This window comes from Actinoallomurus acanthiterrae (assembly GCF_054775715.1).
Genome location: NZ_BAAHCO010000001.1, coordinates 10,005,973 through 10,029,281, shown reverse-complemented (window position 1 = coordinate 10,029,281; position 23,309 = coordinate 10,005,973). Strand labels below are relative to the sequence as shown.

Sequence of the window (23,309 nt, the reverse complement as noted above, 5' to 3'; positions counted from 1 at the left end):
TAGTGTGGCGGCCATGGAGGAAGCCAAGGAGATCGTTTCCGCGTCGGCCGTCCGCGCGGCGCACGAGGTCCGGGTCGTGGTCGGCCGCCTCCGCCGGCGGTTCCGGGAGACGTACGACACGGAGGGGCTGACACCGTCGCAGACCTCCGTGCTCAGCAGGCTGGACAAGGAGGGTCCGGCGTCCGCGAGCGCTCTCGCCGCCGCCGAGCGCGTCCGGCCCCAGTCGATGGCCGCCACCCTCGCGGTGCTGGAGGAGCGGGGCCTCATCCAGCGCCGGCCCGACCCGGGCGACGGCCGCCGGCAGCTGATCTCGGTGAGCGAGGCGGGCCGCGCGTTCCTGGAGGACAAGCGGCGGGCCGGCGAGGAATGGCTGGCCCGGTCCCTCCAGGAGCACTACACCGAAGAGGAGCGCCGGACCGTCCTCGAAGCGCTGGCCCTGCTGGACCGGCTCACGCGCTCATGACCGTGAAGGCCATCCTCTCGCGACGTACGGGGAGCGCCCCGCGAGACGCCTTCGACCGCAGGCTGCTCGCCCCGATGATCCTGGGCGCGATCCTGAATCCGATCAACTCGACGCTCGTCTCGGTGTCCCTGGTGCCGATCGGCGCCGCGTTCGGGGTGCCGCCGTCCCAGACGGCCTGGCTGGTCTCCGGGCTCTACCTCGCCACCTCGATCGGGCAGCCCGTGGTCGGGCGGCTGATCGACCTGTACGGGCCGCGCCGCCTCTTCCTCGCCGGAACCCTCCTCGTCGGGATCGCCGGCCTGATCGGGCTCCTCGCCCCGAACCTGGGCGCGCTGGTCGTCGCGCGGGTGCTGCTCGGATTCGGCACGTGCGCCGGCTACCCGGCCGCGATGTACCTCATCCGCAGCGAGGCCGAGCGCACCGGCAGGGACAGTCCGGCCAAGGTGCTCACCGCGATCGCGATCAGCACGCAGACCGTCGCCGTCATCGGCCCCACCCTGGGCGGGCTGCTGATCGCGGTCGGCGGCTGGCGTGCGACCCTCGCGGTCAACATCCCGCTGGCGGCCGCCGGCCTGATCGTCGGCCGGCTCCGGCTGCCGAGGACACCTCTTCCCGAACGCGCCGCGTCCGAACGGCCGACGGCCCGGCTGGACCTGCCGGGCATGGCCCTGTTCGCCGCGACGCTCGTCGCGCTGCTGCTGTTCCTGATGAGCCCGGGGGCCGCCCACTGGTATCTGCCGGTGCTCGCCGTCGTGGCCGGAGCCGCCTTCGCGCTCCGGGAGTCGCGCGCGGCGGAGCCGTTCATCGACCTCGGCGTGTTCGGCGGCAACCTGCCCCTGCTGCTCACCTACGCTCGTGCGCTCCTCGCCTACGTCGTGTCGTACTCCTTCCTGTACGGCTACACCCAGTGGCTGGAGGATGGGCGGGGGCTGTCCGCCTCCCAGGCCGGGCTCGCGCAGCTGCCGCTGTTCCTGACCGGGATCCTCGTCGCCGCCGCGACCGGCCGCCGGGCGGAGATCCGCGGCAAGCTCATCGTCGGCGCCGTCGGCCAGGTCGCCGCCTGCGCCATGCTCCTGCTGCTCCACCCGGGCAGCGCGGTGTGGCTGCTGGTCGCCGTCGCCCTCGTCTGCGGCGTTCCCCAGGGCCTGAACAGCCTCGCGCTCCAGAACGCCGTGTACTACCAGGCCGACCCGGCGCGGATCGGTTCGTCCGCCGGGCTGCTGCGCACCTTCTCCTACCTCGGCGCGATGGTCTCCTCAGCGGCCGGTGGCGCCTTCTTCACCCATCGGGCCGACACGGGCGGCCTGCACCGTCTGGCCTGGTTCCTGCTCGCCGTCGCGGGCGTGTTCCTGGCGATCACCGTCGCCGACCGCTCACTGCGCCGGACCGCGGCGACGCCCGGCCCGCGCCCCACCAGAGAAACGGAGTCGAAATGAAGAACACCGCCCTGCTCGTGATGGACGTCCAGGAGGGCATCGTCGGTCGCGTGCCGGACGCGGACTACCTGCCGCGGCTCGTCCGCGCGGTCGAGGCCGCACGTGACGCCGGTGTTCCCGTCGTCCACGTCGTCATCGGCTTCCGCCCCGGCCATCCGGAGATCAGCGACCGCAACAAGGCCTTCTCGGCCCTGCCGCCGGACGTGTTCATCACCGACGGCCCGGGAACGGCCGTCCACCCCGACGTCGCGCCCCGCGCCGGCGAGGTCGTGGTCACGAAGAAGCGGGTCAGCGCGTTCGCCGGCAGCGATCTGGAGCTGGTCCTGCGGTCCGGCGGGATCGACCACCTCGTGCTGACCGGCGTCGCCACCGGCGGCGTCGTCCTGTCCACTCTGCGCCAGGCCGCCGACCTGGACTACCGCCTCACCGTCCTGGCCGACGGCTGCGCCGATCCGGACCCGGAGATCCACCGGGTCCTCACCGAGAAGGTGTTCCCCCGGCAGGCGGACGTCCTCACCGTCGACGAGTGGGCGAAGTCGCTCTCCTGAGGTCCGCCGTACCGGCCGCACCCGCAGCCGGGTGCGGCCGGCGGCGTGTATCAACGCATTCGTCTCGGATGGTGAGACATGCCGTCCAGGAATTTGACGCGGGCCGCGAAACCCAGCATGGTTGACACCATGAACCGCAACCTGATTCTCGTACTTGGTCGGCGCGCAAGCTGACCGAGTAGATCGCTTGCGCGCTCCCCTCGACCGCCGTCCGGCGCGAGGGGTTTTTTGTTGGCCATAACCCCGGCCCCGCGCACCGCGTACCAGGCGGCACCGCCCGCCCGGGCACGCCAAGGGGCAGAGCCCAGCGCTCAAGAGCACAAGGATGAAGCAGATGACCGAACGGATGACCGGATCCCAGGCGCTCATCAGAGCCCTGGAGGAGGTCGGCGTCGACACCGTGTTCGGGATCCCGGGCGGGGCCATCCTCCCGGCCTACGACCCCCTCTTCGACTCGCAGAAGATCCGCCACATCCTTGTCCGGCACGAGCAGGGCGCGGGCCACGCCGCTCAGGGGTACGCGCAGGCGACGGGCAGGGTGGGCGTGTGCATGGCGACCAGCGGTCCCGGCGCGACCAACCTCGTCACGCCGATCGCCGACGCCTACATGGACTCGGTGCCGATCGTCGCGATCACCGGGCAGGTCGCGAGCGGCGCGATCGGTACGGACGCCTTCCAAGAGGCGGACATCTCCGGCATCACGATGCCGATCACCAAGCACAACTTCCTCATCACCGACCCCGCCGACATCGGCCGTACGATCGCCGAGGCGTTCCACATCGCCTCGACCGGCCGGCCGGGTCCGGTCCTCGTCGACATCTCCAAGGACGCGCTGCAGAACCCGGTCGACTTCGTCTGGCCGCAGCCCATGCAGCTGCCCGGCTACCGCCCGGTGACGCGCCCGCACGCCAAGCAGGTGCGTGAGGCCGCCCGCCTCCTCACCGAGGCCAAGCGGCCGGTGCTGTACGTCGGCGGGGGAGTGCTCAAGGCGCGGGCCGCCGCCGAGCTGCGCACGCTCGCCGAGCTGACCGGCGCGCCCGTGGTGACCACGCTGATGGCCAAGGGCGCGCTGCCGGACAGCCACCCGCTGCACATGGGCATGCCCGGCATGCACGGCAGCGTCGGCGCCGTCGGCGCGCTGCAGCGCTCCGACCTCCTGGTCGCGCTGGGCGCGCGGTTCGACGACCGGGTCACCGGCCGCCTCGACAGCTTCGCAGCCGGCGCCAAGATCGTGCACGCCGACATCGACCCGGCCGAGATCTCCAAGAACCGCCACGCCGACGTGCCGATCGTCGGCGACTGCCGCGACGTCCTCACCGACCTGATCAACGCGGTGCGCGCCGAGCACTCCGCCGGACGCAAGGGCGACTACGAGGCCTGGTGGCGCCAGCTGAACTCCTGGCGCGAGACCTACCCGCTGGGCTACGACAGCCCGGAGGACGGGAGCCTGGCCCCGCAGTACGCCATCCAGCGCATCGGCCAGGTCGTCGGCCCGGACGCGCTGTACGTCGCCGGGGTGGGCCAGCACCAGATGTGGACCGCCCAGTTCATCGGCTACGAGAACCCGGGGTCGTTCATCAACTCCGGCGGTCTCGGCACGATGGGCTTCGCCGTCCCGGCCGCGATGGGCGCGAAGCAGGGGCGGCCCGACACGGCCGTCTGGGCCATCGACGGCGACGGCTGCTTCCAGATGACCAACCAGGAGCTGGCCACCTGCGCCATCGAGGGCATCCCGATCAAGGTGGCCGTCATCAACAACGGCAACCTCGGCATGGTCCGGCAGTGGCAGACCCTGTTCTACGAGGGGCGCTACTCCAACACCGACCTGCAGTCCCGCCGCATCCCCGACTTCGTCAAACTGGCGGAGGCGTACGGTTGCGTGGGGCTGCGCTGCGACAACGCGGCCGACGTGGACGCCACGATCGCCAAGGCCATGGAGATCAACGACGTCCCGGTCGTCATCGACTTCATCGTGCACCAGGACGCGATGGTCTGGCCGATGGTGGCGGCCGGCACCGGCAACGACGAGATCAAGATCGCCCGGGACATGGCGCCCGACTGGGAGAACACGGACTGACATGAGCAGGCACACGCTTTCCGTCCTGGTGGAGAACAAACCGGGCATCCTCGCCCGGGTCGCCTCGCTGTTCTCCCGGCGCGGATTCAACATCGACTCCCTCGCCGTCGGGACGACGGAGCATCCGGACATCTCCCGGATGACGATCGTCGTCAACGTCGAGGAGCTCCCGCTGGAGCAGGTCACCAAGCAGCTGAACAAGCTGGTCAACGTCATCAAGATCGTCGAGCTGGACACGTCGGCGTCGGTGCAGCGCGAGCTGATGCTGATCAAGGTCCGGGCCGACGCGGAGACCCGCTCCCAGGTTCTGGAGACCGTCCAGCTCTTCCGTGCGAAGGTCGTCGACGTGGCCACGGACGCGGTCACGATCGAGGCGACCGGAAGCAAGGACAAGCTGGAGGCCCTGATCAGGGTCCTGGAGCCGTTCGGTATCAAGGAACTGGTGCAGTCGGGCATGGTGGCCATCGGCCGTGGCGCCCGCTCCATCACCGACCGCTCGTTGCGCGCCATCGAGCGCAGCGCGTGAAATTTCAGAGAGGCAAGGCAAAGGCAAGTGGCTGAGATCTACTACGACAACGACGCCGACCTGAGCGTCATCCAGGACCGTCACGTGGCGGTGCTCGGATACGGCAGCCAGGGGCACGCGCACGCGCTCTCGCTCCGTGACTCCGGGGTCGACGTGCGCGTCGGCCTGCCGAAGGAGTCCAAGAGCCGCGAGAAGGCCGAGAACGACGGCCTGCGCGTCGTCACCCCGGAGGAGGCCTGTGAGGAGGCCGACCTCACGATGGTGCTGATCCCGGACCACCTGCAGCGGGAGGTCTACCGGACGGCGGTCGCCCCGTCCCTGGTCGAGGGCGACGCGCTGTTCTTCGGCCACGGCCTCAACATCCGCTACGGTCTCATCGAGCCGCCCGAGGGCGTCGACGTGTGCATGGTCGCCCCGAAGGGCCCGGGCCACCTCGTGCGCCGCCAGTACACCGAGGGCCGCGGCGTGCCGGTGCTCGTCGCCGTCGAGCGCGACGCCACCGGCAACGCCTGGCCGCTCACCCTCTCGTACGCCAAGGCGATCGGCGGCACCCGCCCGGGCGCGCTGAAGACCACCTTCACGGAGGAGACCGAGACCGACCTGTTCGGCGAGCAGGCCGTGCTCTGCGGCGGCGTCTCCGAGCTCATCAAGGCGGGGTTCCAGACCCTCGTCGAGGCCGGCTACCAGCCCGAGGCCGCCTACTTCGAGTGCCTGCACGAGATGAAGCTCATCGTCGACCTCATGTACGAGGGCGGCCTGTCGAAGATGCGCTGGTCGGTCTCTGACACCGCGGAGTTCGGCGACTACACCCGCGGCCCCCGCATCATCACCGACCAGACCCGCGAGGAGATGCGCAAGATCCTCAAGGAGGTCCAGGACGGCACCTTCACCAAGGAGCTCGTCGAGGAGTTCGACGCCGGCCGGCCGAACTTCCTCAAGCGCCGCGAGGAGGAGCAGAACTCCCCGATCGAGCAGACCGGCGCCAAGCTCCGCCCGATGATGTCCTGGCTGCAGGACTGACCCGAGCGGCGGCGAGCCGGTCTCACCGGCTCCACGATTCGCCCCGGCGCGTGCGTCCGCACGGCCGGGGCAACGCCTTTTCCGGGGCGTGAAATTCGGCAACCGCGAGGGCCTTGTCCACGGTGCTTAACACTCCGTAAAACAATGCTTCGAATCCATCTTTGGGCCGCGCCTCAATCGGATTTCGGCACCGACCGGCTCCGGGAGGGAGGATACTAAGTCGGCGGAATGGGCGGTTTCGACTCCGTTGAGCCGCATGGGGTGGAGTCGTACCGTGAGGCGCGAGAGCGGGAAGGGCTCATGCGTAAGACAGGCTTAGGGACGCCACGGACGGACCTGCGGGTACACCGCGACCGGGCCGACATCGACCCCACACAATTCGTGCAACTCCTTGCGACCGACTTCGGCGGGATCTACCAGGTCTACCTGGCCGCCTCGGAAGAACGTCTGAAGATGCTCAGGCTGGCGATGAGCCTCCTGGCCGCGCCGTTCGGCGCCGTGGTCGCCCTGGCGAGCGCCAAGGTGCTCGACCCGGCGGCACTGACCACCTGGCATCGCATCCCCCCGTACGTCTTCGCCCTGACGGCGATCTTCGGCGCGATGGGCGTCCTGCCGTACCTCCGCCTCATCGAGGCGACCTCCCGGCACCTGCGGACGGCCCGGGCGATGAACAACTTCCGGCTGCTGTACGTCGAGGAACTCCGCGACCACTTCCGCGAGATCGGCTGGACGCCGAACCTCCCGGTGGACCCCGCCTACCCCGAGGCCTTCGCGCCGACGTCCGGCCCCGGAGTCACCGCGATCGGGCTCGCGATCGTCGACGCGGCCTACATCTCGATCGGGCTGCTCGGCCTCTCGGGCGCCCGGCCGACCCCGATCGTGGTCACCGTCTGGATCGCGGTCACCGCCACGCTCCTCTTCCTCGTCTACCACGTCCGCATGGGCACGGCCCGGCGCCGCAGAGAGCCGGCCAACCCGTACGGCTTCCCGTCGGTGGAGTCCTGAGGATGGAACGCTGGCTCACGTGCGGGGACGCCTGGATCGGCCTCATGCGGCACGTGTGGACGACAGGTGAGGCGAGCCTCGACGACCGCGGGCCGGTCATCGAGGCACCGCCGCGGCTGTTCGAGATCGCGGCCCTCGGCTGGGACGACCCGATCATCCGGGCGCACGGCGACGCGGAGGCCGTCGCTCGCTACACGGCCAAGTTCACCCGGACCGACGTCGTGCCGCCGTTCAAGTACAGCTACGGCGCGCGGCTGCGCGACCTGCGGGGCGTCGACCAGCTCGACTGGGTGACCCGACTGCTGCTGACGCGTCCGTGGACCAAGAGCGGCTGGATCTCGCTGACGGTCCCGGGCGAGCGCCAGGACGCCGTGCCCTGCCTGGCGGCCCTGGCCTTCCGGATCCGGGACCGCCGGCTCTCGATGACGGCGACGTTCCGGTCCCAGAACGCCTTTACTAGTTACTTGAACTACCTGCCGCTGCGCGCGGTACAGCTCGAGGTGGCCGGGGCGGTGGGCCTTCCGGCGGGGACGATGCGCGTCTTCGTCGACGTGCCGCACGTGTACATCGCCGACACCGGCGCGGTCACCAGCGTCCTGGCCCGGACCGCGATGCGCGTGGCCGCTTGATCGACCGTACGGCGGCCGCCCGGGCGACCTCGGTCGCGTGAGCGGCCGCTCGTCGTGCGGATGGCCGCCGGACCGATGCGGATCGGCGGCCGAGTGCCCGCGCGGTCGCCCCGGTCAGCGGCAGTCGTCCGGTGGGGGAGTGCCGTGGAAGCGCGCCGTGATCCAGGCGTTCAGGTCCGACGCTGCCGACGGCACGACGTTGTGGTACGCGCGAGGGTAGACCCGGTAGGCGACGACGTCTCCGCGGCCGCACATCCGGTGGACGGCGGCCTTCGTGAGCTTCGCCGGAATGATCGGGTCGCGTCCGCCCTGCAGGATGAGGAGGGGAACGCCGCGGGGAAGCGCGTCGACGCTGTCGCGGACCAGGCCGGTGGACCACGGCGGCGTCGTGCGCGGATCCTTCGCGAACACGGCCCGCGCGGGCAGTTTCGCGTAGGCCCCGATCACGTCGTCGTCACAGCCCGTCTCGAGCACCTTCAGGCCCGCCCGGCCGGCCGCGGTCATGATCGAGTCCAGCCGGGCGGCCGGGTCGGCCGCGCTGTGACCGGCGGCCACCTCGACGAGCCGTCCGGTGCCGTAGTCGAGGTCGGTGACGTGACGCGCCAGCGCCGTCAGGTCGATCGGCGGCGACGCCGCAGCGACGCCGAGCAGACGCAGGTCGGGCGCGTACGACGCCGCGAGCTCGCCGGTGACCAGCACGGCGTGCCCGCCCTGTGAGTGGCCGAAGGCCACGAAGGACCGGCCGAGGCCGTCCCCGGGCAGGCGTACGGCGGCACGGACCGCGTCCAGCACGGAGCGGGCCTCGCTCGGCCCGACGAGGTACGGATGGGGACCGGGGGTGCCCAGGCCCTCGTAGTCGGTCGAGACGATGGCGAACCCGGCGGCCAGCAGCGCCGGGCCGTCCTCGATCCCCCCGAGCGGGTACGGGTCGGTGGACGGCGCGCAGGAGTCGCCCAGTCCCGTCGTCCCGTGCGCCCAGGCGACGACCGGCCATCCTCCGGCCGGCGGTCTGCCTCCGGGCACGAACACCGAGCCGGAGACCGCGATGTCCCGGCCGGCCGCATCGCGCGAGTGGTACAGGATCAGGCGACCACGGGCCCCGGTCGGCGCGGCGACCGGTTCGCTGCGGATCAGGGTGCCGGGCGCTCGCCTCGGCAGGGGCGCCGGCGGACGGTAGAACGCCCACGTGGGGCGCGGATGCGGACTGGCCTCGCCCGCGTCGGGGTCGGTACCGGCGGTCCCCGAGCACGCGGTGAGCAGGACCGCCGTGGCGGCGAGGGCAGGAATCGCGCGTCTCATGGCACAGGACGCTAGGCAGCGCGGGGCGCGCCGTCGTCGTGCGAGCGGCCGATCCCGGCCTCGCCCGTTCGACGACGCGGGCGCCCCGCGTCCGTGGCCGGAACGCGGGGGCCGCGCCACCGGTGTCGTCGAATGGACGAGGCACGGTTGGATCCTCGGGAGGAGGACGCCACGCGCGCGGCTCCCTACGGTCGGTCCCATGCGGGTGATCCGATGTGACGGGCTGACCAAGCGGTACGGCGCCACGGTGGCGGTCGACCGGCTGGATCTCACGGTCGACGCCGGTCAGGTCTTCGGCTTCCTCGGCCCCAACGGCTCGGGCAAGACGACGACGATGCGCATGCTGCTCGGGCTCGTCAGGCCGACGGCGGGCCGCGCCTGGGTGAACGAGCAGCGGCTCCCCGACCCCGACGGACTGGCCCGGGTCGGCGCGATGATCGAGGAGCCGGCGTTCTATCCGTGGCTGACCGGCCGCCGCAACCTGGAGGTGGTGGCCCTGCACGGACCGCCTCCGCCCCGCCCCGACGCGGTCGGCGCGGCCCTGGAACGGGTCGGCCTGTCCGCCGTCGCCGAGCGGAAGGTGAAGGCGTACTCCCAGGGCATGCGGCAGCGGCTGGGGCTCGCCGCGGCGCTGCTGTCCGATCCGGTCCTGCTCGTGCTGGACGAGCCGACCAACGGGATGGACCCGGCCGGCATCCGGGAGTTCCGGGCGCTGCTGCGGTCCCTCGCGGACGATGGGACGACGGTGTTCCTGTCGAGCCACCTGCTCGCGGAGGTCGAACAGGTCTGCGATCGCGTCGCGGTGATGGACCACGGGCGCCTGGTCGAGGAGGGACCGGTCGCCGGGTTGTCCACCGTACGGCGGAGGCTGCGCGTCGTGCTCGACGAGACCGACCTGGATCGCGCCCGGGAGGCCCTGGCGGGCCGGACGCTGCGGACCGACGGGCCCGAGGCGCTGCTGGTCGAGGGCGCCGACGGCCGCGAGGTCAACCGAACGCTCGGAAACGCCGGCGTATGGGCCCGCCAGATCCTCGTCGAACGCCCCGGCCTGGAAGAGGCCTTCCTGACCCTGACCGCCGCCGAGGAGGCCACCGATGCGTCCACTCCGCGCTGAACTGCGCAAACTGAACCGGCCCCTGCTGTACGGCGTGGCGTTCGCGGCCATGCTGTTCTGCGTGCTGCTGGCCGTCGCCGGCGCGTCCAATGCCGCAAGAGACGCCCGCGACACGGCCTCCGCGCCGACGTCGTGCGCGGAGATGGGGATGCCGGAAGGACAGGCGTGCGCGGTCGCCGAGACGAGCGCACGGGCCCGGGCCGAGCTCCGGCACGCGCGCGAGATCGAGGACGCGCGACGGACCGCCGCGCAGCTCGATCCGGCGGCCGCGGGCGCCGAGGCGGCCGGGCTCATGGCGTCGCTGCCCGGTGTGCTGGCGGTGGCCCTGCTGGCAGGCGGTCATATCGGGGGCGAATGGTCGGGCCGGACGCTGAAGACCGTGCTGGCCCGGTGCGGGCACCGCGGACGGGTGCTCGCCGCCAAGCTCGTGAGCCTGTGGCTCGCCGCGGCCGGCGTCGTCGCCGCCTGCTGGGCGGCGCTCGCGGCGGCCGGTCCCATCCTGGTCCGGGCCTACCACCTGCCTCATCCGGACGCCCCGGTGGCCGCCGAGCTGCGTCATTCGGCCGCCCAGTGCGGTCGCGCGCTGCCGGTCCTGGCGGTGTTCGCCGTCGTGGGGCTGCTCGCCGCCGTCCTCACACGTGGCTCGGTCGGGACGATGGCGGCCACCGCCGGGATCTTCGTCGCGATGCTGGCCCTGGCCGGACTGCCCGGTACCGGTCGGTGGACGCCCGCGACCTGGGTGGGGGAATGGATGGGCTTCGCCGCCGGGCTCGGCTCGGTCACCACCCTGCCGGACAATTTCTGGTCGCGGTTCATCCCCGACGCCGGTGGATCGCCGGGTCCGCTCGCCGGCCTCGCGGGCCTGGCCGCGACCCTCGTGGCCGGCGCGCTCGCCGCCGTTCTGGTGTTCCGCCGCTCCGATGTGAACTGATGAGATCGTCCCGTGGGGCGCCGGCGCGCCCCACGGCGGGAGGGAACCATGCCCGGTCAGGTCGTGACGCCACGGCGGGTCGACGCCTTCGTCGCGGCGGCGTTGTTCGTGTGGGGCGCGCCGGACGTGCCGTGGTGGTGGAAGCCGGCCACGCACGTCCCCGCCACCCCGGTCGTCCTCGGTTACCTCGCCCTGGAGGTGGCCGCCTCCGTTCCCATGCTGTGGCGGCGGCGGTTCCCGGTCCCGGTGCTCCTGATCGCGGGCGGCGTGCTCGCGGCCCGCGCCGCACTGCGGCAGAACGTCATCGCGGCGTTCGCGGCGGTGCTGGTGGCGGCGTACGGCGTGGGCGCGTACGACACGGGGGCGCGGAGGTACGCGCGGTGGCTCGGGCGGACCTGCCTGGCGATCGGGGCCGTCATCGGGGTGGCGCTCAACCTGCACCGCGCGGCCGGGCTGCCGTTCGCGCTCCTCGGGGCGGCGTTCCTGGTCGGCGACGCGGCCACCGCGCGACGGGCCGAGGCCGCCGCCGCCGTCGAGGCGGCACACCTGGCCGAGCGCACCAGGATCGCCCGCGAACTCCACGACGTGCTCGCGCACCAGCTCTCGGCGATCGCCGTGCAGGCCGGGGCCGCCCGGCTGAACGGATCGCCACCGCTGGAGGCGCTCGCCACGGTGGAGGGCCTGTCCCGCGACGCGCTGACCGAGCTGAACCATCTGCTCGGCACGCTACGGCGGGACGACGAGACCGGCCCCGGCGGTGCGCCGCGCCGGCCGGTGCCCTCCCTGGCCGAGATCGGCACGCTCCTGGCCGGTGCCCGCGAAGCCGGCGTTCCGGCCGACCTGAAGGTAACCGGGAGCGTCCGCGAGCTGAGCCCCGGCCTGCAGCTCTCGGCGTACCGCATCGTCCAGGAGTCGCTGACGAACGTCGCCCGGCACGCGCCGGGCGCCCCGACCCTCGTCACGCTGTGCTACCTCGACGACCGGCTCACTCTCGAGATCGTCAACGGACCGTCGGACCGGGGGCGGAGGGGCGGCCGGCCGGGCACGGGAGGCCGGGGGCTGCTCGGCATGCGCGAGCGGGCGGAGGCGGCCGGCGGGAACCTGCGCGCCTCGCCCACGGACGGCGGGTTCACGGTGACCGCGGCGCTTCCCTACGTTCCCCGGAAGGACCGATCATGACATCGGGACGGCGGATCACCGTGCTGGTGGCGGACGATCAGGCGCTGGTTCGCGCGGGGCTGGTCGCGCTGGTCGGCGGCCAGCCCGATCTCACCGTGGTCGCGGAGGTGGCCAACGGGGCCGACGCGGTGGCGCGCACGCGCGAGACGGCACCCGACGTGGTCCTGATGGACATCAGGATGCCGGTGATGGACGGCATCGAGGCGACCCGCCGGATCGCCGCCGGCCCGCCCGGGAGCGGGTCGCACGTCGTCATCCTGACCACCTACGACCTGGACGAATACGTCTATGACGCCCTTCGCGCGGGCGCCTGCGGCTTCCTCCTCAAGCACGCGATGCCGGAGGAACTCCTGCTGGGGGTGCGTTCCGCCGCCCACGGCGGCGCGCTCATCTCACCCGGCGTGACCAGACCGCTGATCGAGGCGTTCACCGACCGGGGACGCGTCCCGCCACGGCCGCCGGCCGCCCTGGCCTGGCTGAGCGCGCGCGAACGCGAGGTCTTCGATCTCGTGGTCGCCGGCCGGACCAACACGGAGATCGCCCGGGCGCTGCTCATCGCCGAGACGACCGTCAAGACCCACCTCGCCCATGTCCTGGACAAGCTGAGTCTGCGCGATCGCGTTCACGCGGTGGTCTACGCCTACGAGAACGGTCTCGTCCGGCCGGGAACCCACTGACTCAGCGGCGTACGACGGCGGCTTCCATCTCGGCGAGGAACTCCTCGCTCTCGTCGTCCGCGACGTGCGCGAACACCGGAACGTCGCTGGCCGGCAGCTTCTCCATCGTGGCCTGGAGCAGGTCGTTGGCGAGCTGCGGGTCGGCGCCCTCGGAGATGACGACGTGCAGCATGATGCCCTCGACGCCGCTCGGCATGCGGACGTCGGAGATCCACACGCGCTCGACGGCGGGGAAGTCCGGCAGCCGCTCGGCGACGCCGTCCTTGAGGTGCGGGACCAACTCGTGCTCGCTGGCGCGGAACGCCACCTCGACATCCTCGTCGACGCCCATGCCCTGGGTGACGAGGTAGCCCTGAACGTCGCTGAACGGGATGAGAGCGGCGTCGTCGCTCTCCGGGTCGATCACCAGCGCCTGGACCTCGCCGCTGCGGGCGATCTCCAGCAGCAGGGCGGCGTCGGCCTGCTGGAACTCCTCGCTCTCGGACTTCTCGCTGTACGCACCCGGGCTGGTGAACGCGGCGAGCGCGACGCTCTCATCCTCGAGCTGCCCGACCAGGACGGAGCCGTCGGGGTTGGTCACGATGAGGACCCCGCCGTCCACGAGCGCGCGCAGGATCTCCTCAGGTTCACCGCGCTGGGCGAGCACGTCCGCCAGCGTCGGGTTTCCGTTTGCCATGCGCCCGACATTAGTGCGTGTGGGACACCTGATGGGCCGAACCCGGCCAAGGCAACGCCTATTCACCAGATCTCATTGGCGGATACACCGGGCATTACTAAAGTCGCGGAGGGCGAGGGTCACGCCTCGTGCGGATCACACGTCCCCGTACCGTGCAACCTGCGCAGGGGGTCGTGCCCGTGAGAAGGCCTGTCGTGCTAATCGCCGAAGAGCTCTCGCCCGCCGGTCTGGCGCTCCTGGAGCCCGATTTCGAGCTCCGCCGCGTCGACGGCGCCGATCGCGCCGCGCTCGTCACCGCCGTGGCCGACGCGGACGCCCTGATCGTCCGCAGCGCGACGACGGTCGACGCCGCCGTGCTGGCCGCCGCGCCCCGGCTGCGCGTCGTCGCCCGCGCCGGCGTCGGCCTCGACAACGTCGACGTCGAGGCGGCGACCCGCGCCGGCGTCATGGTCGTCAACGCGCCGACCTCGAACATCGTCACCGCGGCCGAGCACGCGATCGCGCTGCTGCTGGCGACCGCCCGGAACGTTCCGCAGGCGCACGCCGCCCTCAAACGCGGCGAGTGGCGGCGCGCCGCGTACACGGGGGTGGAGCTGCAGGACAAGACCATGGGGATCCTCGGCCTCGGCCGCATCGGCGTGCTCGTCGCGCAGCGGCTCGCGGCATTCGGGATGCAGGTCATCGCCTTCGACCCGTACGTCCAGGCGGCGCGTGCGGCGCAGCTCGGCGCGCGGCTCGTCCCGCTCGACGAGCTGCTGAGCGCCAGTGACTTCATCTCCGTACACCTGCCGAAGACCCCCGAGACGATCGGCCTCATCGGCGACCGGGAGCTGCGGCTCGTCAAGCCGTCCGTGCGGATCGTCAACGCCGCGCGGGGCGGCATCGTCGACGAGAACGCCCTCGACCTGGCGCTCAAGGAGAGACGCGTCGCGGGAGCGGCCCTGGACGTGTTCGGCAGCGAGCCGTGCACCGACAGCCCGCTGTTCAGCCACGACAACGTCGTGGTCACCCCGCACCTCGGGGCGAGCACCCACGAGGCACAGGAGAAGGCGGGCACCCAGGTCGCCCGTTCGGTCCGGCTGGCGCTCGCGGGCGAGTTCGTGCCCGACGCGGTCAACGTCCGGGGCGGGGTCGTCGCCGAGGACGTCAAGCCCGCGCTGCCGCTCGCGGAGAAGCTCGGGCGGATCTTCACCGCGCTCGCCGGCGGCCTGCCCGTGCGCCTCGAGGTGGAGGCGCGCGGCGAGATCACCCGGCACGACGTGAAGGTGCTGGAGCTGGCCGCGCTGAAGGGCGCGTTCACGGACGTGGTCGAAGAGGCGGTGACGTACGTCAACGCGCCTCTGCTGTCGCGCGCCCGGGGCGTCGAGGTGACGCTGACCACGTGCGAGGACAGCCCCGACTGGCGCAACCTCCTGACGGTGCGCGGCACGATGGCCGACGGCGCGACCGTGTCGGTGTCCGGCACTCTGACCGGGCCACGGCACGTCGAGCGGATCGTCGAGGTGAACGGCTACGTCATGGAGATCGCGCCGGCCGCGCACATGGGCTTCTTCACCTACACCGACCGGCCCGGGATGGTCGGCGTGGTCGGCCGGCTGCTCGGCGACGCGGGCGTCAACATCGCCGGGATGCAGGTGGGCCGGCACGAGAAGGGCGGACGGGCCCTGATCGCGCTGACCGTCGACTCGGCGCTCACCCTCGATCTCGTCGACGCGATCACCGAGGAGATCGGCGCCGACCAGGGGCGCCGGGTCGACCTCGACCATGAGGCCCGGCCGGCCTGAAAGAAGATTCTTCGTCGAGGAATGCCCTCGAGAAAGACGAGGTCGGACGCCGCGGCTCGGTAAAGCGTCTTGGTATGTGAGATTCCCGGCCGAGAGGCGAGACAGAATGGGGATCGGCGGGTAGCGTCGAAAAGGTCATGCGGCGCTTCGTACTCATTCTTAGCCGCCGCGGCGGGGCCTGATCATTGGGCAGGCCGGCGACCCGCCGCGGAGTGCGCCGCTGGCCGTGAGTCCCATTTGATCCGTCCGCCCTTGACACCTTTCACGGAGACGAATCCCATGGACGCCACTCCCGTCTGGACCCCTGCCGACGAGGTCGCCGAAGAGGCCGCCCGAGCCGTTCAGACCGCGCTGGACCGCCGCGACAACGGCGGCGCCGCCGGTCGCTGACCCTTCGCCGTACGGGCGCCCGCGGCCACAGCGCCGCGAGCGCCCGCAGGCGTGCTATCCGCATCTTCCGTAGGAGACCGACCCGCGCCGGCGATACGGCCCCGGGTGACGAATCCGTCCGCCCGTAAGGGACCGGTCGCGTCAGGCGGCCTCGACGCCGAGGGCGAGGGCGCCGATCAGCGCGGCGTCGTCGACGAAGCGCGCGGCGTCGACCGGCGGCGGGAAGGGCGTCGCGCGGGCGATCGCGGCGCGGAGGGCGGGCAGGAACACCTCGGCCATCCCGCCGCCGACGACGACGCGTTCGGGGTCGAGGAAGATCGTCAGGTTGGCGACCGCCATCCCCACCGCCGCGGCGGCGTCGTCGAGCAGCGCCTTCACGGCGGGCTCGTCCCGGGTGAAGAGTTCCTCGGCCGTGACCCGCTCGCCGAGCAGCGCGGATCCGCGGGCGGCCAGCCCGCTCCCGGACGTGTACTCCTCGAGCGGCGCGCGCCCGTCCGTGTAGCCCGGCTCGCCGGGCTCGCGCAGCAGGTACCCGATCTCGCCGGCCGCGCCGTGCGTGCCGGGGACGACCTTGCCGCCGACCACGATGGCCGCGCCGGTGCCGGTGCCCAGGTTGACGTAGAGACCCACGTTCGTCCCCTGGAGCCGGCCCCAGCGCAGTTCGGCGACGGCCGCCGCGTTGACGTCGTTGTCGACGTGGACCGCGGGGACGCCCAGCCCGTCCTGGAGCAGGGCGGGCAGCGGGAGGTCCTCCCAGCCGGGGACGTTGGGCGCGAGGCGCACCCGGCCCTCGCGGATCACCCCGAACGTGGACACGCCGGCCGCGACGAGGCGGCCGGGCGTGCCCGCGACGAGGTCGTGCGCCGCGTCCAGTACCCGGCGCACCACCTCCTTGGCGCCGTCGGCGGCGTGTGTCGCCAGGCGCGTGCGCTTCACCGGTTCTCCGGTGACGCTCGCCGTCGCGAGCGCCACCTTGGTCCCCCCGAAGTCGATCCCGAGCACGAACTCGCCGACCGACGTACCGTCCATCGTCATGCGGAGGCCTGCCCAGGGTGCTCGGCGAAGCCCTCGTGGATCTCCTCGTGACCGAACGGCCAGGCCCGCTCGGCGCGGGCCCAGGCCAGGTAGGCGATGACGCCGGCGGCGAGCCAGGCCACCGAGAGCAGGATCGGCTTGAGCCCGGCCGCCTGGTAGATGTAGATCCAGCCCGCGAGGGCCACGAGGCTGGGCAGCGGGTACAGCCACATCTTGTACGGGCGGGGCATGTCCGGCCGACGGATCCGCAGCACCGTGACGGCGGCGATCTGGGCCACCGACTGCACGAGCACGAACACCGCGGTGAGCATGCTGATCACGTCGGTGAGGGTGAACAGCGAGCCGATCGCCGTGACGACGCCCATCGCGTACAGGCCGACCGTGGGGAAGTGCAGGCGCGGGTGCAGCCGCCCGAACCACGGGAGGAACACCTTGTCGCGTGCCGCGTTGTAGGGCACGCGCGAGCCGCCGAGCAGCCCGGCGAAGACCGAGGCGAACGCCGTGATGATGATCCCGACCGTGAACACCTGGGCGACGCCCTTGCCCCAGGTGCGTTCCAGCACCAGGGAGGCCACGGAGCTGGAGTCCTTCGCCTCCTGCCAGGGCACGACGCCGAGCACGCCCAGCTGGAGCAGGAAGTACAGCCCCATGATGCCGAGGATGGCGTAGATGATCGAGCGGGGGATGACCCGTCCCGGATCGCGCACCTCCGCGCCGAGGTAGGCGCTGGTGTTGTAGCCGAGGTAGTCGTAGATCGCGATGACCAGGCCCGCGCCCAGGCCGCTGAAGAACTTCGAGCTCGAGTCGTGCGGGAAGCCGAAGGCCAGGCTGGAGTGGAAGTGGGTGAACGCCGCGACGATCACGCCGAGGACCGAGACCAGCATGACGACGAAGAAGATCGAGGTCATCTTCCCGATGTCGCCGATCCGCCGGTACAGCGCGAGGACGACCAGGCCGACGACGCCGACCGCGACCACGTGGCCGAGGGTCGACAGACCCTTGCCGTGGACGAGCGCGGGCCACAGGTACCCGGCGTACTGCACCAGCCCGATCACCCCGGTCGACATGATCAGCGGGATGAACAGCACCGCCGACCAGACGAACAGGAACGGCATGAGGCGGCCGGTGCGGTACTGGAACGCCTCACGCAGGTAGAGGTACGTTCCGCCCGCGCCGGGCATCGAGGCGCCGAGCTCGGCCCACACGAGGCCGTCCGCGACCGCGATGATCGCGCCGATCACCCAGCCGAACATGGCCTGTGGGCCCTGCAGGGCGCTGATCATTGCGGGAATCGTGACGAACGGCCCGATGCCGCACATCTGTGTCATGTTGACGGTGGTGGCCTGGAACAGCCCGAGGCGACGCTCGAACCCCGGTGCCGTGGGAGACGTCATGGCTCCCCACTCCCTTTCATGGCGCTATAGGGGCCTTCTGCCTGGTCAGCGGCGTTTGGGGAGAATGTAAGAGAGCCTCCCTAACAAATCAAGTCCTCGACGGCATGTGACACTCTGTTGTGCAGCGTACGGCGAGAGGATGAACGTGCCCAGGGGCGGGGAGACGGCCAACACCACGAGCGTGTTGCGCATCATGAACGAGCGTGCGGTGTACGAGCGGATCCGGCTGCTCGGGCCGGTGTCACGACCGCAGCTCGCCGAGGAGACCGGGCTGTCCAAGCCCACGATCTCGCTGGCCCTGGCCGACCTGGAGCGGGCCGGGCTGGTCCGCCCCGTCGGCCACCGGACCGGCAACGCCGGGCGGGCGGCGCTGCTCTATGAGATCCGGCCGGAGGCCGGGTGGGTCATCGGCATCGACGTCGGCCGCCAGTGGGTGCGCGCCGCCCTGGTCGACCTCGGCGGCGAGATCGCCGTACGGGAGGACGTCCCCGCGCGGTCCGGAGGCGCGACCGAGCTGATCGGCCAGCTCAGCGAGATCGTCGACGGTCTCGCCGCGGCGGCCGGCGGTGAGATCACCAACATCGTGCTCGGCACGCCCGGCGTGCACGACGTCGAGAACGAACGCCTTCACCTCGCGCCGAACATCCCCGGTTGGAACACCCCCGGAGTCACCGCGAAGCTCGCCGAGCGGCTGCCCGCGCCGTTCGCGATCGAGAACGACATCGCCCTGGCCGCGCTCGGCGAGCAGGGCTACGGGCTCGGCGCCGGGCTGCGGCACTTCGTCTACGTGTCGATCGGCACCGGCATCGGCATGGGGATCATCATCGACGGCCGCCTCTACCGCGGCGCGCGCGGCGCGGCCGGCGAGATCGCGTTCCTGCCGATGGGGGAGGCCGACCCGGTCGCCCGCGTGGCGGACTCCCGGCGGCACGGCATGCTCGAGGCGGTCGCCTCGGCGACCGGAGTGGTCGCCACGGCCCGGCGGCTCGGCATGACCGGCGAGATCACGGCCAAGCGGGTGTTCGACGAGGCGCGCGACGGCGAGCCGACGGCGGTCCAGACGGTCGCGCGGGAGGCCGACCACCTCGCCCACGCGCTGGCCGGTGTGATCGCCCTGTTCGACCCCGAGCTGATCGCCCTCGGCGGCGGCATCGGCGGTCACGGCGCGGACGTCCTGCTCGACGAGGTGCGCGACCGGCTCGAGACCATGACGCCGCTCGGGCCGCCGCGCGTCGAGGTGTCCCCGCTCGGCGATGACGCGGTCGTCCTGGGCGCGCTGGCCACGGGCCTGGCGACCGCTCGCGCCCTGGTGTTCGACCGGGCCATCGCCGGAGCGGGCAACGTCCCCGGCCCGTACGGCGCGCCGGGACCGTACGGCGGGCCGGGTACGGGCCGCGCGACAGGCGCCGGCGGTGGGGTGGGATCGCGCGGCGCATGAGAACCGGCGGCGCTTCCGGGCTCGGCGCCGCTCCTGGCTCCGGACGGTTCCCCGCCGTACGGCGGGCCGGGGACCGGTGGTGCGGCGGGACCGCGTGGCGCGTCAGGGGCCGGCGGTGCCCGCGGGTCGGCGGCATCCAGGGAACGGGCGGCATCCAGCGCATGGGCGGAAATCGCCCATAATTTGAGACGACTTCTCATGGGATGAGACGACCCGGTAAGGTACACGCATGGCTTCCCGCAGCATCCGCCTGGCCGTCGTTCCGGGCGACGGCATCGGCCCCGAGGTGATCGCCGAGGGCCTCAAGGTCCTCGACGCGCTCGGCCTCAAGATCGAGCAGACGGCGTACGACCTGGGCGCGGCCCGCTGGCACAAGACCGGTGAGACGCTTCCGGACTCCGTGCTGGCGGAGATCCGCGAGCACGACGCCATCCTGCTCGGAGCCGTCGGCGACCCGACCGTGCCCAGTGGCGTGCTGGAGCGCGGCCTGCTGCTCCGGCTGCGGTTCGAGCTCGACCACTTCGTCAACCTGCGCCCGGTGCGGCTCTACCCGGGCGTGGCGACGCCGCTCGCCGACACCCGGCCCGAGGACATCGACATGCTGGTCGTGCGGGAGGGCACCGAGAGCCTGTACGCCGGTGCGGGCGGGGTGCTCCGCAAGGGCACGCCGCACGAGGTCGCCACGCAGGAGAGCCTCAACACCGCGTTCGGCGTCGAGCGCGTCGTGCGCTACGCCTTCGAGCAGGCGGCGCGTCGGCCCCGCAAGAAGCTCACCCTCGTCCACAAGAACAACGTCCTGGTCTACGCGGGCGACCTGTGGTCGCGCACGGTCGACGCCGTGGCGAAGGAGTACCCGGACATCGAGGTCGACTACTCCCACGTCGACGCCGCCACGATGTTCTTCGTGACGCAGCCCGAGCGCTACGACGTGATCGTCACCGACAACCTGTTCGGCGACATCATCACCGACCTGGGCGCGGCGGTGGCCGGTGGCATCGGCCTGGCGGCCAGCGGCAACATCAACCCCACGGGTGCGGCGCCGAGCATGTTCGAGCCGGTCCACGGGAGCGCCCCCGACATCGCGGGTCAGGGCAAGGCCGACCCGACCGCGACCGTCCTCTCCGTCGCGCTGCTCCTCGACCACCTCGGCCTGACCGCCGAGGCCCGCAAGGTGGAGCAGGCCGTCTCCGACGACCTCATCGAGCGCCAGGGCGCCTGGGCCGCGCGGTCCACCCGCGAGGCGGGCGATGACATCGCCGAGCGAGTATCCGGCTAGGGCGCGCCTTTCCCCCAGGGAAACCCTCCGGGCGCGCCCCACGGCGCGCCCTTTTTGGGCTGCCGTGAGCAAAGGAGACTTGAAGGCGACAAAAGGCGACAATGAGTACGGAGCGGCGAAGAGGCCGCACCGCGAGAGGACGTCAGATGACCATCGAGTTCGACATGCGGCTCTCCGACCACCGCACGCCGGCGGACGAGCGCGAACGACTGCTGGAGAACCCGGGCTTCGGCCAGGCCTTCACGGACCACATGATCACCATCCGGTGGGACGCGGAGCACGGCTGGCATGACGCGCGCCTTGAGGCGTACGCGCCGTTGATGCTCGATCCGGCGACGGCGGTCTTCCACTACGCCCAGGAGCTGTTCGAGGGCCTGAAGGCCTATCGCCGGGCCGACGGGTCGATCGTCGCCTTCCGCCCGTACGCGAACGCCGCGCGCTTCAACACCTCCTGCGAGCGGATGGCGATGCCGCCGCTGCCGGAGGAGACGTTCGTCCGCTCCTTGGAACTGCTGGTCGACGCCGACCGCGACTGGGTGCCGACCCAGGAGGGGCACAGCCTCTACCTGCGTCCCTTCATCATCGCGACCCAGCGCGGCCTCGGCGTGAACAGCCCGTCCTCGTCGTACCTGTTCATCGTCATCGCCTCGCCGTCCGCGTCGTACTTCACCGGCGGGATCAAGCCGGTCTCGGTCTGGCTGTCGGAGGAGTACACCCGGGCCGCCCCCGGCGGCACCGGCGCCGCCAAGTGCGGCGGCAACTACGCCGCCGCGTTCGTCGCCCAGGCCCAGGCCGTCCAGGAGGGCTGCGACCAGGTCGTGTGGCTCGACGCGAACGAGCACCGCTGGGTCGAGGAGATGGGCGGCATGAACCTCTTCTTCGTGTACGGCTCCGGCCCGGACGCCCGCGTCATGACGCCCGCCCTCACCGGCACGCTGCTCCCCGGCATCACCCGCGACTCCCTGCTCAAGCTCGCCCCCGACCTCGGCGTCCCGGCCTCCGAGGGGCGCATCTCCACGGATCAGTGGCGGGAGGGCAACGCCTCCGGCGAACTCACCGAGGTCTTCGCCTGCGGCACCGCCGCCGTGATCACGCCGGTCGGCCGGGTCAAGAGCGCCAAGGACGAGTGGCTCGTCGGCTCCGGCGAGCCCGGCCCGGTCACGATGCGGCTCCGTGAGGAGCTCGTCGGCATCCAGTACGGCGAGCGCCCCGACCCGTACGGCTGGATCCACAAGCTCGCCTGACGCCGGACACGGCGAGGGCGCGCCTCCCGCTGGGAGGCGCGCCCTCGATCAGGTCAGCGGCTGATGCGGACCGTGGTCGTCATCGCCGACGCACCCTCGGGCGCGGCGACGCGGTTACGCGAGGAGGGGTCGATCGCGTAGTAGAACGAGTGACCGATGGTCGCCTTGCCGGGCTTCCCGGCGACCTGCACGGGGAAGTGGCAGGTGAGGGACAGGTTGTACACCTTCTTCGTGCGGTGTCCCTTGACCGAGGAGTGCCAGAGGTAGCTCACCGGCACGACGTGCTTGTCGTGGTAGTGGCCGTTCAGTCCGGTCGCGGTGCAGGTCATCCTGCCGGTCGCGATCGCCTGCAGCGCCGGGGCGACCTTGAAGCTCCAGGCCATCGGGTAGCCCTTCTTGGGGTGCTTCACGGCGATCTGCGCGTGGAAGGTGCCCGCTTTGCCGGTGTACTTGTGACCCTCGTGCTTCTTGGTGAAGGTGAAGTGCTTGTGGGCGGCCTGAGGGGCCACCGACGCCGAGGCGGCGGTTGCGGCACCGGTCGTGACGGCGGCCGCGAGAACGGGGGCGACGAGCAGCTTGCTCATCGTGCGCATGTATTCCTCTTTCGTTTGTCCCGCTACCGATCTTCGTCCCACTGGATCTCTAGATCGGAGCGGTAACCGGGGGCGTCCCCGGGCTCGTCCTGTCCCCAGACGGTGGAGTCGGTGACGTCGGACGCCCGGCGAACTTCGACCGCTCGGAAGGAATAGCCGTCCTGATCGGCTTCCTCCCAGGTGAAGAGCACAGGCTCACGAGGACTCAACGCCGCGAACGCGTCCGGGTCCGGAAGCCGGATGGATGAGAAGTGCGCCCATACCTCGCCGGGCACCTCCGGCGAGGTGAGCACTCCCCATCCCGCTTCCTCGTCCCAAGAGACGACGTGACCCCGGACAGGCCGTCGATGCCCCGTGTCCATGTGTTCCCCCTGAAGAGCGGCGAGAGGAATCCTGGCGGTTTCTTGATCATCATCTCAACGCGATGGCCAGGTACGGCCGCTTTCCATCATCCGCGAACCCACGCCCCGATCTCGGAAGGCAAGACGAAGATCACCAACCTGTGGACGCTGGAGGCCGCATCGCTGGTCTGCTGCGCTGTGAGCGGCCCGTACGCGGATCGGCCGCCGACGCGA

Annotated in this window: 21 protein-coding genes and 1 pseudogene; 16 read left to right on the top strand and 6 right to left on the bottom strand. The window is 71.6% G+C overall.

Annotated elements, in window-relative coordinates:
• Positions 1-13: 13 nt before the first annotated feature.
• The 8 genes and pseudogenes from ACYVF7_RS47285 to ACYVF7_RS47250 all read left to right on the top strand — a co-directional run bounded on the left by ACYVF7_RS47285 (position 14) and on the right by ACYVF7_RS47250 (position 7,704).
• Entirely contained in the window at positions 14-463 is a 450-nt protein-coding gene (locus ACYVF7_RS47285) for a MarR family winged helix-turn-helix transcriptional regulator (protein WP_460352696.1), read from the top strand.
• Entirely contained in the window at positions 460-1,899 is a 1,440-nt protein-coding gene (locus ACYVF7_RS47280; RefSeq protein WP_460352695.1) for an MFS transporter, read from the top strand. Before ACYVF7_RS47285 ends, ACYVF7_RS47280 begins: the two co-directional genes overlap by 4 nt.
• The gene (locus ACYVF7_RS47275; protein WP_460352694.1) at positions 1,896-2,447 is read left to right on the top strand and encodes a cysteine hydrolase family protein; all 552 of its coding nucleotides are present in this window, start codon (positions 1,896-1,898) and stop codon (positions 2,445-2,447) included. Before ACYVF7_RS47280 ends, ACYVF7_RS47275 begins: the two co-directional genes overlap by 4 nt.
• 310 nt (positions 2,448-2,757) lie before the next feature.
• Positions 2,758-4,524, top strand: a pseudogene (locus ACYVF7_RS47270) (acetolactate synthase large subunit); the annotation flags it as partial.
• A gap of 1 nt (position 4,525) precedes the next feature.
• Positions 4,526-5,050, top strand: a complete 525-nt coding sequence (gene ilvN, locus ACYVF7_RS47265) for an acetolactate synthase small subunit (protein ID WP_460352692.1) — start codon at positions 4,526-4,528, stop codon at positions 5,048-5,050.
• Positions 5,051-5,086: 36 nt separating this feature from the next.
• A complete protein-coding gene (ilvC, locus tag ACYVF7_RS47260; RefSeq protein ID WP_460358505.1) occupies positions 5,087-6,070 on the top strand; it encodes a ketol-acid reductoisomerase in 984 nt (327 codons plus the stop codon).
• A gap of 300 nt (positions 6,071-6,370) precedes the next feature.
• The gene (locus ACYVF7_RS47255) at positions 6,371-7,075 is read left to right on the top strand and encodes a hypothetical protein (RefSeq protein WP_460352690.1); all 705 of its coding nucleotides are present in this window, start codon (positions 6,371-6,373) and stop codon (positions 7,073-7,075) included.
• Between the two features lie 2 nt (positions 7,076-7,077).
• Positions 7,078-7,704: a thymidylate synthase gene (locus tag ACYVF7_RS47250; RefSeq protein ID WP_460352689.1), complete on the top strand. Its 627-nt coding sequence runs from the start codon at positions 7,078-7,080 to the stop codon at positions 7,702-7,704.
• 114 nt (positions 7,705-7,818) lie between these two features.
• Here the strand turns inward: ACYVF7_RS47250 and ACYVF7_RS47245 are convergent, their stop codons facing one another.
• On the bottom strand, positions 7,819-9,003 hold the full coding sequence (locus tag ACYVF7_RS47245) for a lipase family protein (RefSeq protein WP_460352688.1): 1,185 nt from the start codon (positions 9,001-9,003) through the stop codon (positions 7,819-7,821).
• 199 nt (positions 9,004-9,202) lie between these two features.
• On the opposite strand from ACYVF7_RS47245, the gene ACYVF7_RS47240 reads away from it, so the two are divergent.
• From ACYVF7_RS47240 to ACYVF7_RS47225, 4 genes are read left to right on the top strand one after another with little or no spacing between them, the layout of a single operon-like run.
• Positions 9,203-10,117, top strand: a complete 915-nt coding sequence (locus ACYVF7_RS47240; protein WP_460352686.1) for an ABC transporter ATP-binding protein — start codon at positions 9,203-9,205, stop codon at positions 10,115-10,117.
• The gene (locus tag ACYVF7_RS47235) at positions 10,098-11,048 is read left to right on the top strand and encodes an ABC transporter permease subunit (RefSeq protein ID WP_460352684.1); all 951 of its coding nucleotides are present in this window, start codon (positions 10,098-10,100) and stop codon (positions 11,046-11,048) included. The genes ACYVF7_RS47240 and ACYVF7_RS47235 overlap by 20 nt, the downstream gene beginning before the upstream one ends.
• 48 nt (positions 11,049-11,096) lie before the next feature.
• The gene (locus ACYVF7_RS47230) at positions 11,097-12,227 is read left to right on the top strand and encodes a sensor histidine kinase (RefSeq protein WP_460352683.1); all 1,131 of its coding nucleotides are present in this window, start codon (positions 11,097-11,099) and stop codon (positions 12,225-12,227) included.
• A complete protein-coding gene (locus tag ACYVF7_RS47225; RefSeq protein WP_460352682.1) occupies positions 12,224-12,904 on the top strand; it encodes a response regulator in 681 nt (226 codons plus the stop codon). The genes ACYVF7_RS47230 and ACYVF7_RS47225 overlap by 4 nt, the downstream gene beginning before the upstream one ends.
• Before the next feature lies 1 nt (position 12,905).
• On the opposite strand, the gene ACYVF7_RS47220 is transcribed toward ACYVF7_RS47225, so the two are convergent.
• Complete coding sequence (locus tag ACYVF7_RS47220) at positions 12,906-13,580, bottom strand: hypothetical protein (RefSeq protein WP_460352681.1); 675 nt, start codon at positions 13,578-13,580, stop codon at positions 12,906-12,908.
• Positions 13,581-13,759: 179 nt separating this feature from the next.
• Here ACYVF7_RS47220 and serA point away from each other — a divergent pair, with 179 nt between their 5' ends.
• Entirely contained in the window at positions 13,760-15,364 is a 1,605-nt protein-coding gene (gene serA / locus ACYVF7_RS47215; protein WP_460352679.1) for a phosphoglycerate dehydrogenase, read from the top strand.
• Positions 15,365-15,895: 531 nt separating this feature from the next.
• Here serA and ACYVF7_RS47210 read toward each other — a convergent pair.
• Positions 15,896-16,789 carry an ROK family protein gene (locus tag ACYVF7_RS47210; protein WP_460352677.1) on the bottom strand — a complete coding sequence of 298 codons (894 nt, stop codon included), beginning with the start codon at positions 16,787-16,789 and terminating at the stop codon, positions 15,896-15,898.
• On the bottom strand, positions 16,786-18,183 hold the full coding sequence (locus ACYVF7_RS47205) for an APC family permease (protein WP_460352675.1): 1,398 nt from the start codon (positions 18,181-18,183) through the stop codon (positions 16,786-16,788). Before ACYVF7_RS47205 ends, ACYVF7_RS47210 begins: the two co-directional genes overlap by 4 nt.
• 139 nt (positions 18,184-18,322) lie before the next feature.
• Here ACYVF7_RS47205 and ACYVF7_RS47200 point away from each other — a divergent pair, with 139 nt between their 5' ends.
• The 3 genes from ACYVF7_RS47200 (at position 18,323) to ACYVF7_RS47190 (ending at position 22,141) form a co-directional block, all read left to right on the top strand.
• Positions 18,323-19,621: an ROK family protein gene (locus ACYVF7_RS47200; RefSeq protein WP_460352673.1), complete on the top strand. Its 1,299-nt coding sequence runs from the start codon at positions 18,323-18,325 to the stop codon at positions 19,619-19,621.
• 229 nt (positions 19,622-19,850) lie between these two features.
• Positions 19,851-20,897 (top strand): 3-isopropylmalate dehydrogenase, encoded by a 1,047-nt coding sequence (locus ACYVF7_RS47195; protein WP_460352672.1) that lies wholly within the window; start codon positions 19,851-19,853, stop codon positions 20,895-20,897.
• 146 nt (positions 20,898-21,043) lie between these two features.
• Positions 21,044-22,141 carry a branched-chain amino acid aminotransferase gene (locus tag ACYVF7_RS47190; protein WP_460352670.1) on the top strand — a complete coding sequence of 366 codons (1,098 nt, stop codon included), beginning with the start codon at positions 21,044-21,046 and terminating at the stop codon, positions 22,139-22,141.
• Between the two features lie 53 nt (positions 22,142-22,194).
• Here ACYVF7_RS47190 and ACYVF7_RS47185 read toward each other — a convergent pair whose 3' ends face one another.
• Positions 22,195-22,734 carry a hypothetical protein gene (locus ACYVF7_RS47185; protein WP_460352669.1) on the bottom strand — a complete coding sequence of 180 codons (540 nt, stop codon included), beginning with the start codon at positions 22,732-22,734 and terminating at the stop codon, positions 22,195-22,197.
• Positions 22,735-22,757: 23 nt separating this feature from the next.
• Positions 22,758-23,096, bottom strand: coding sequence for a hypothetical protein (locus tag ACYVF7_RS47180; protein ID WP_460352667.1), 339 nt, complete (start codon positions 23,094-23,096; stop codon positions 22,758-22,760).
• Positions 23,097-23,309: the final 213 nt, after the last annotated feature.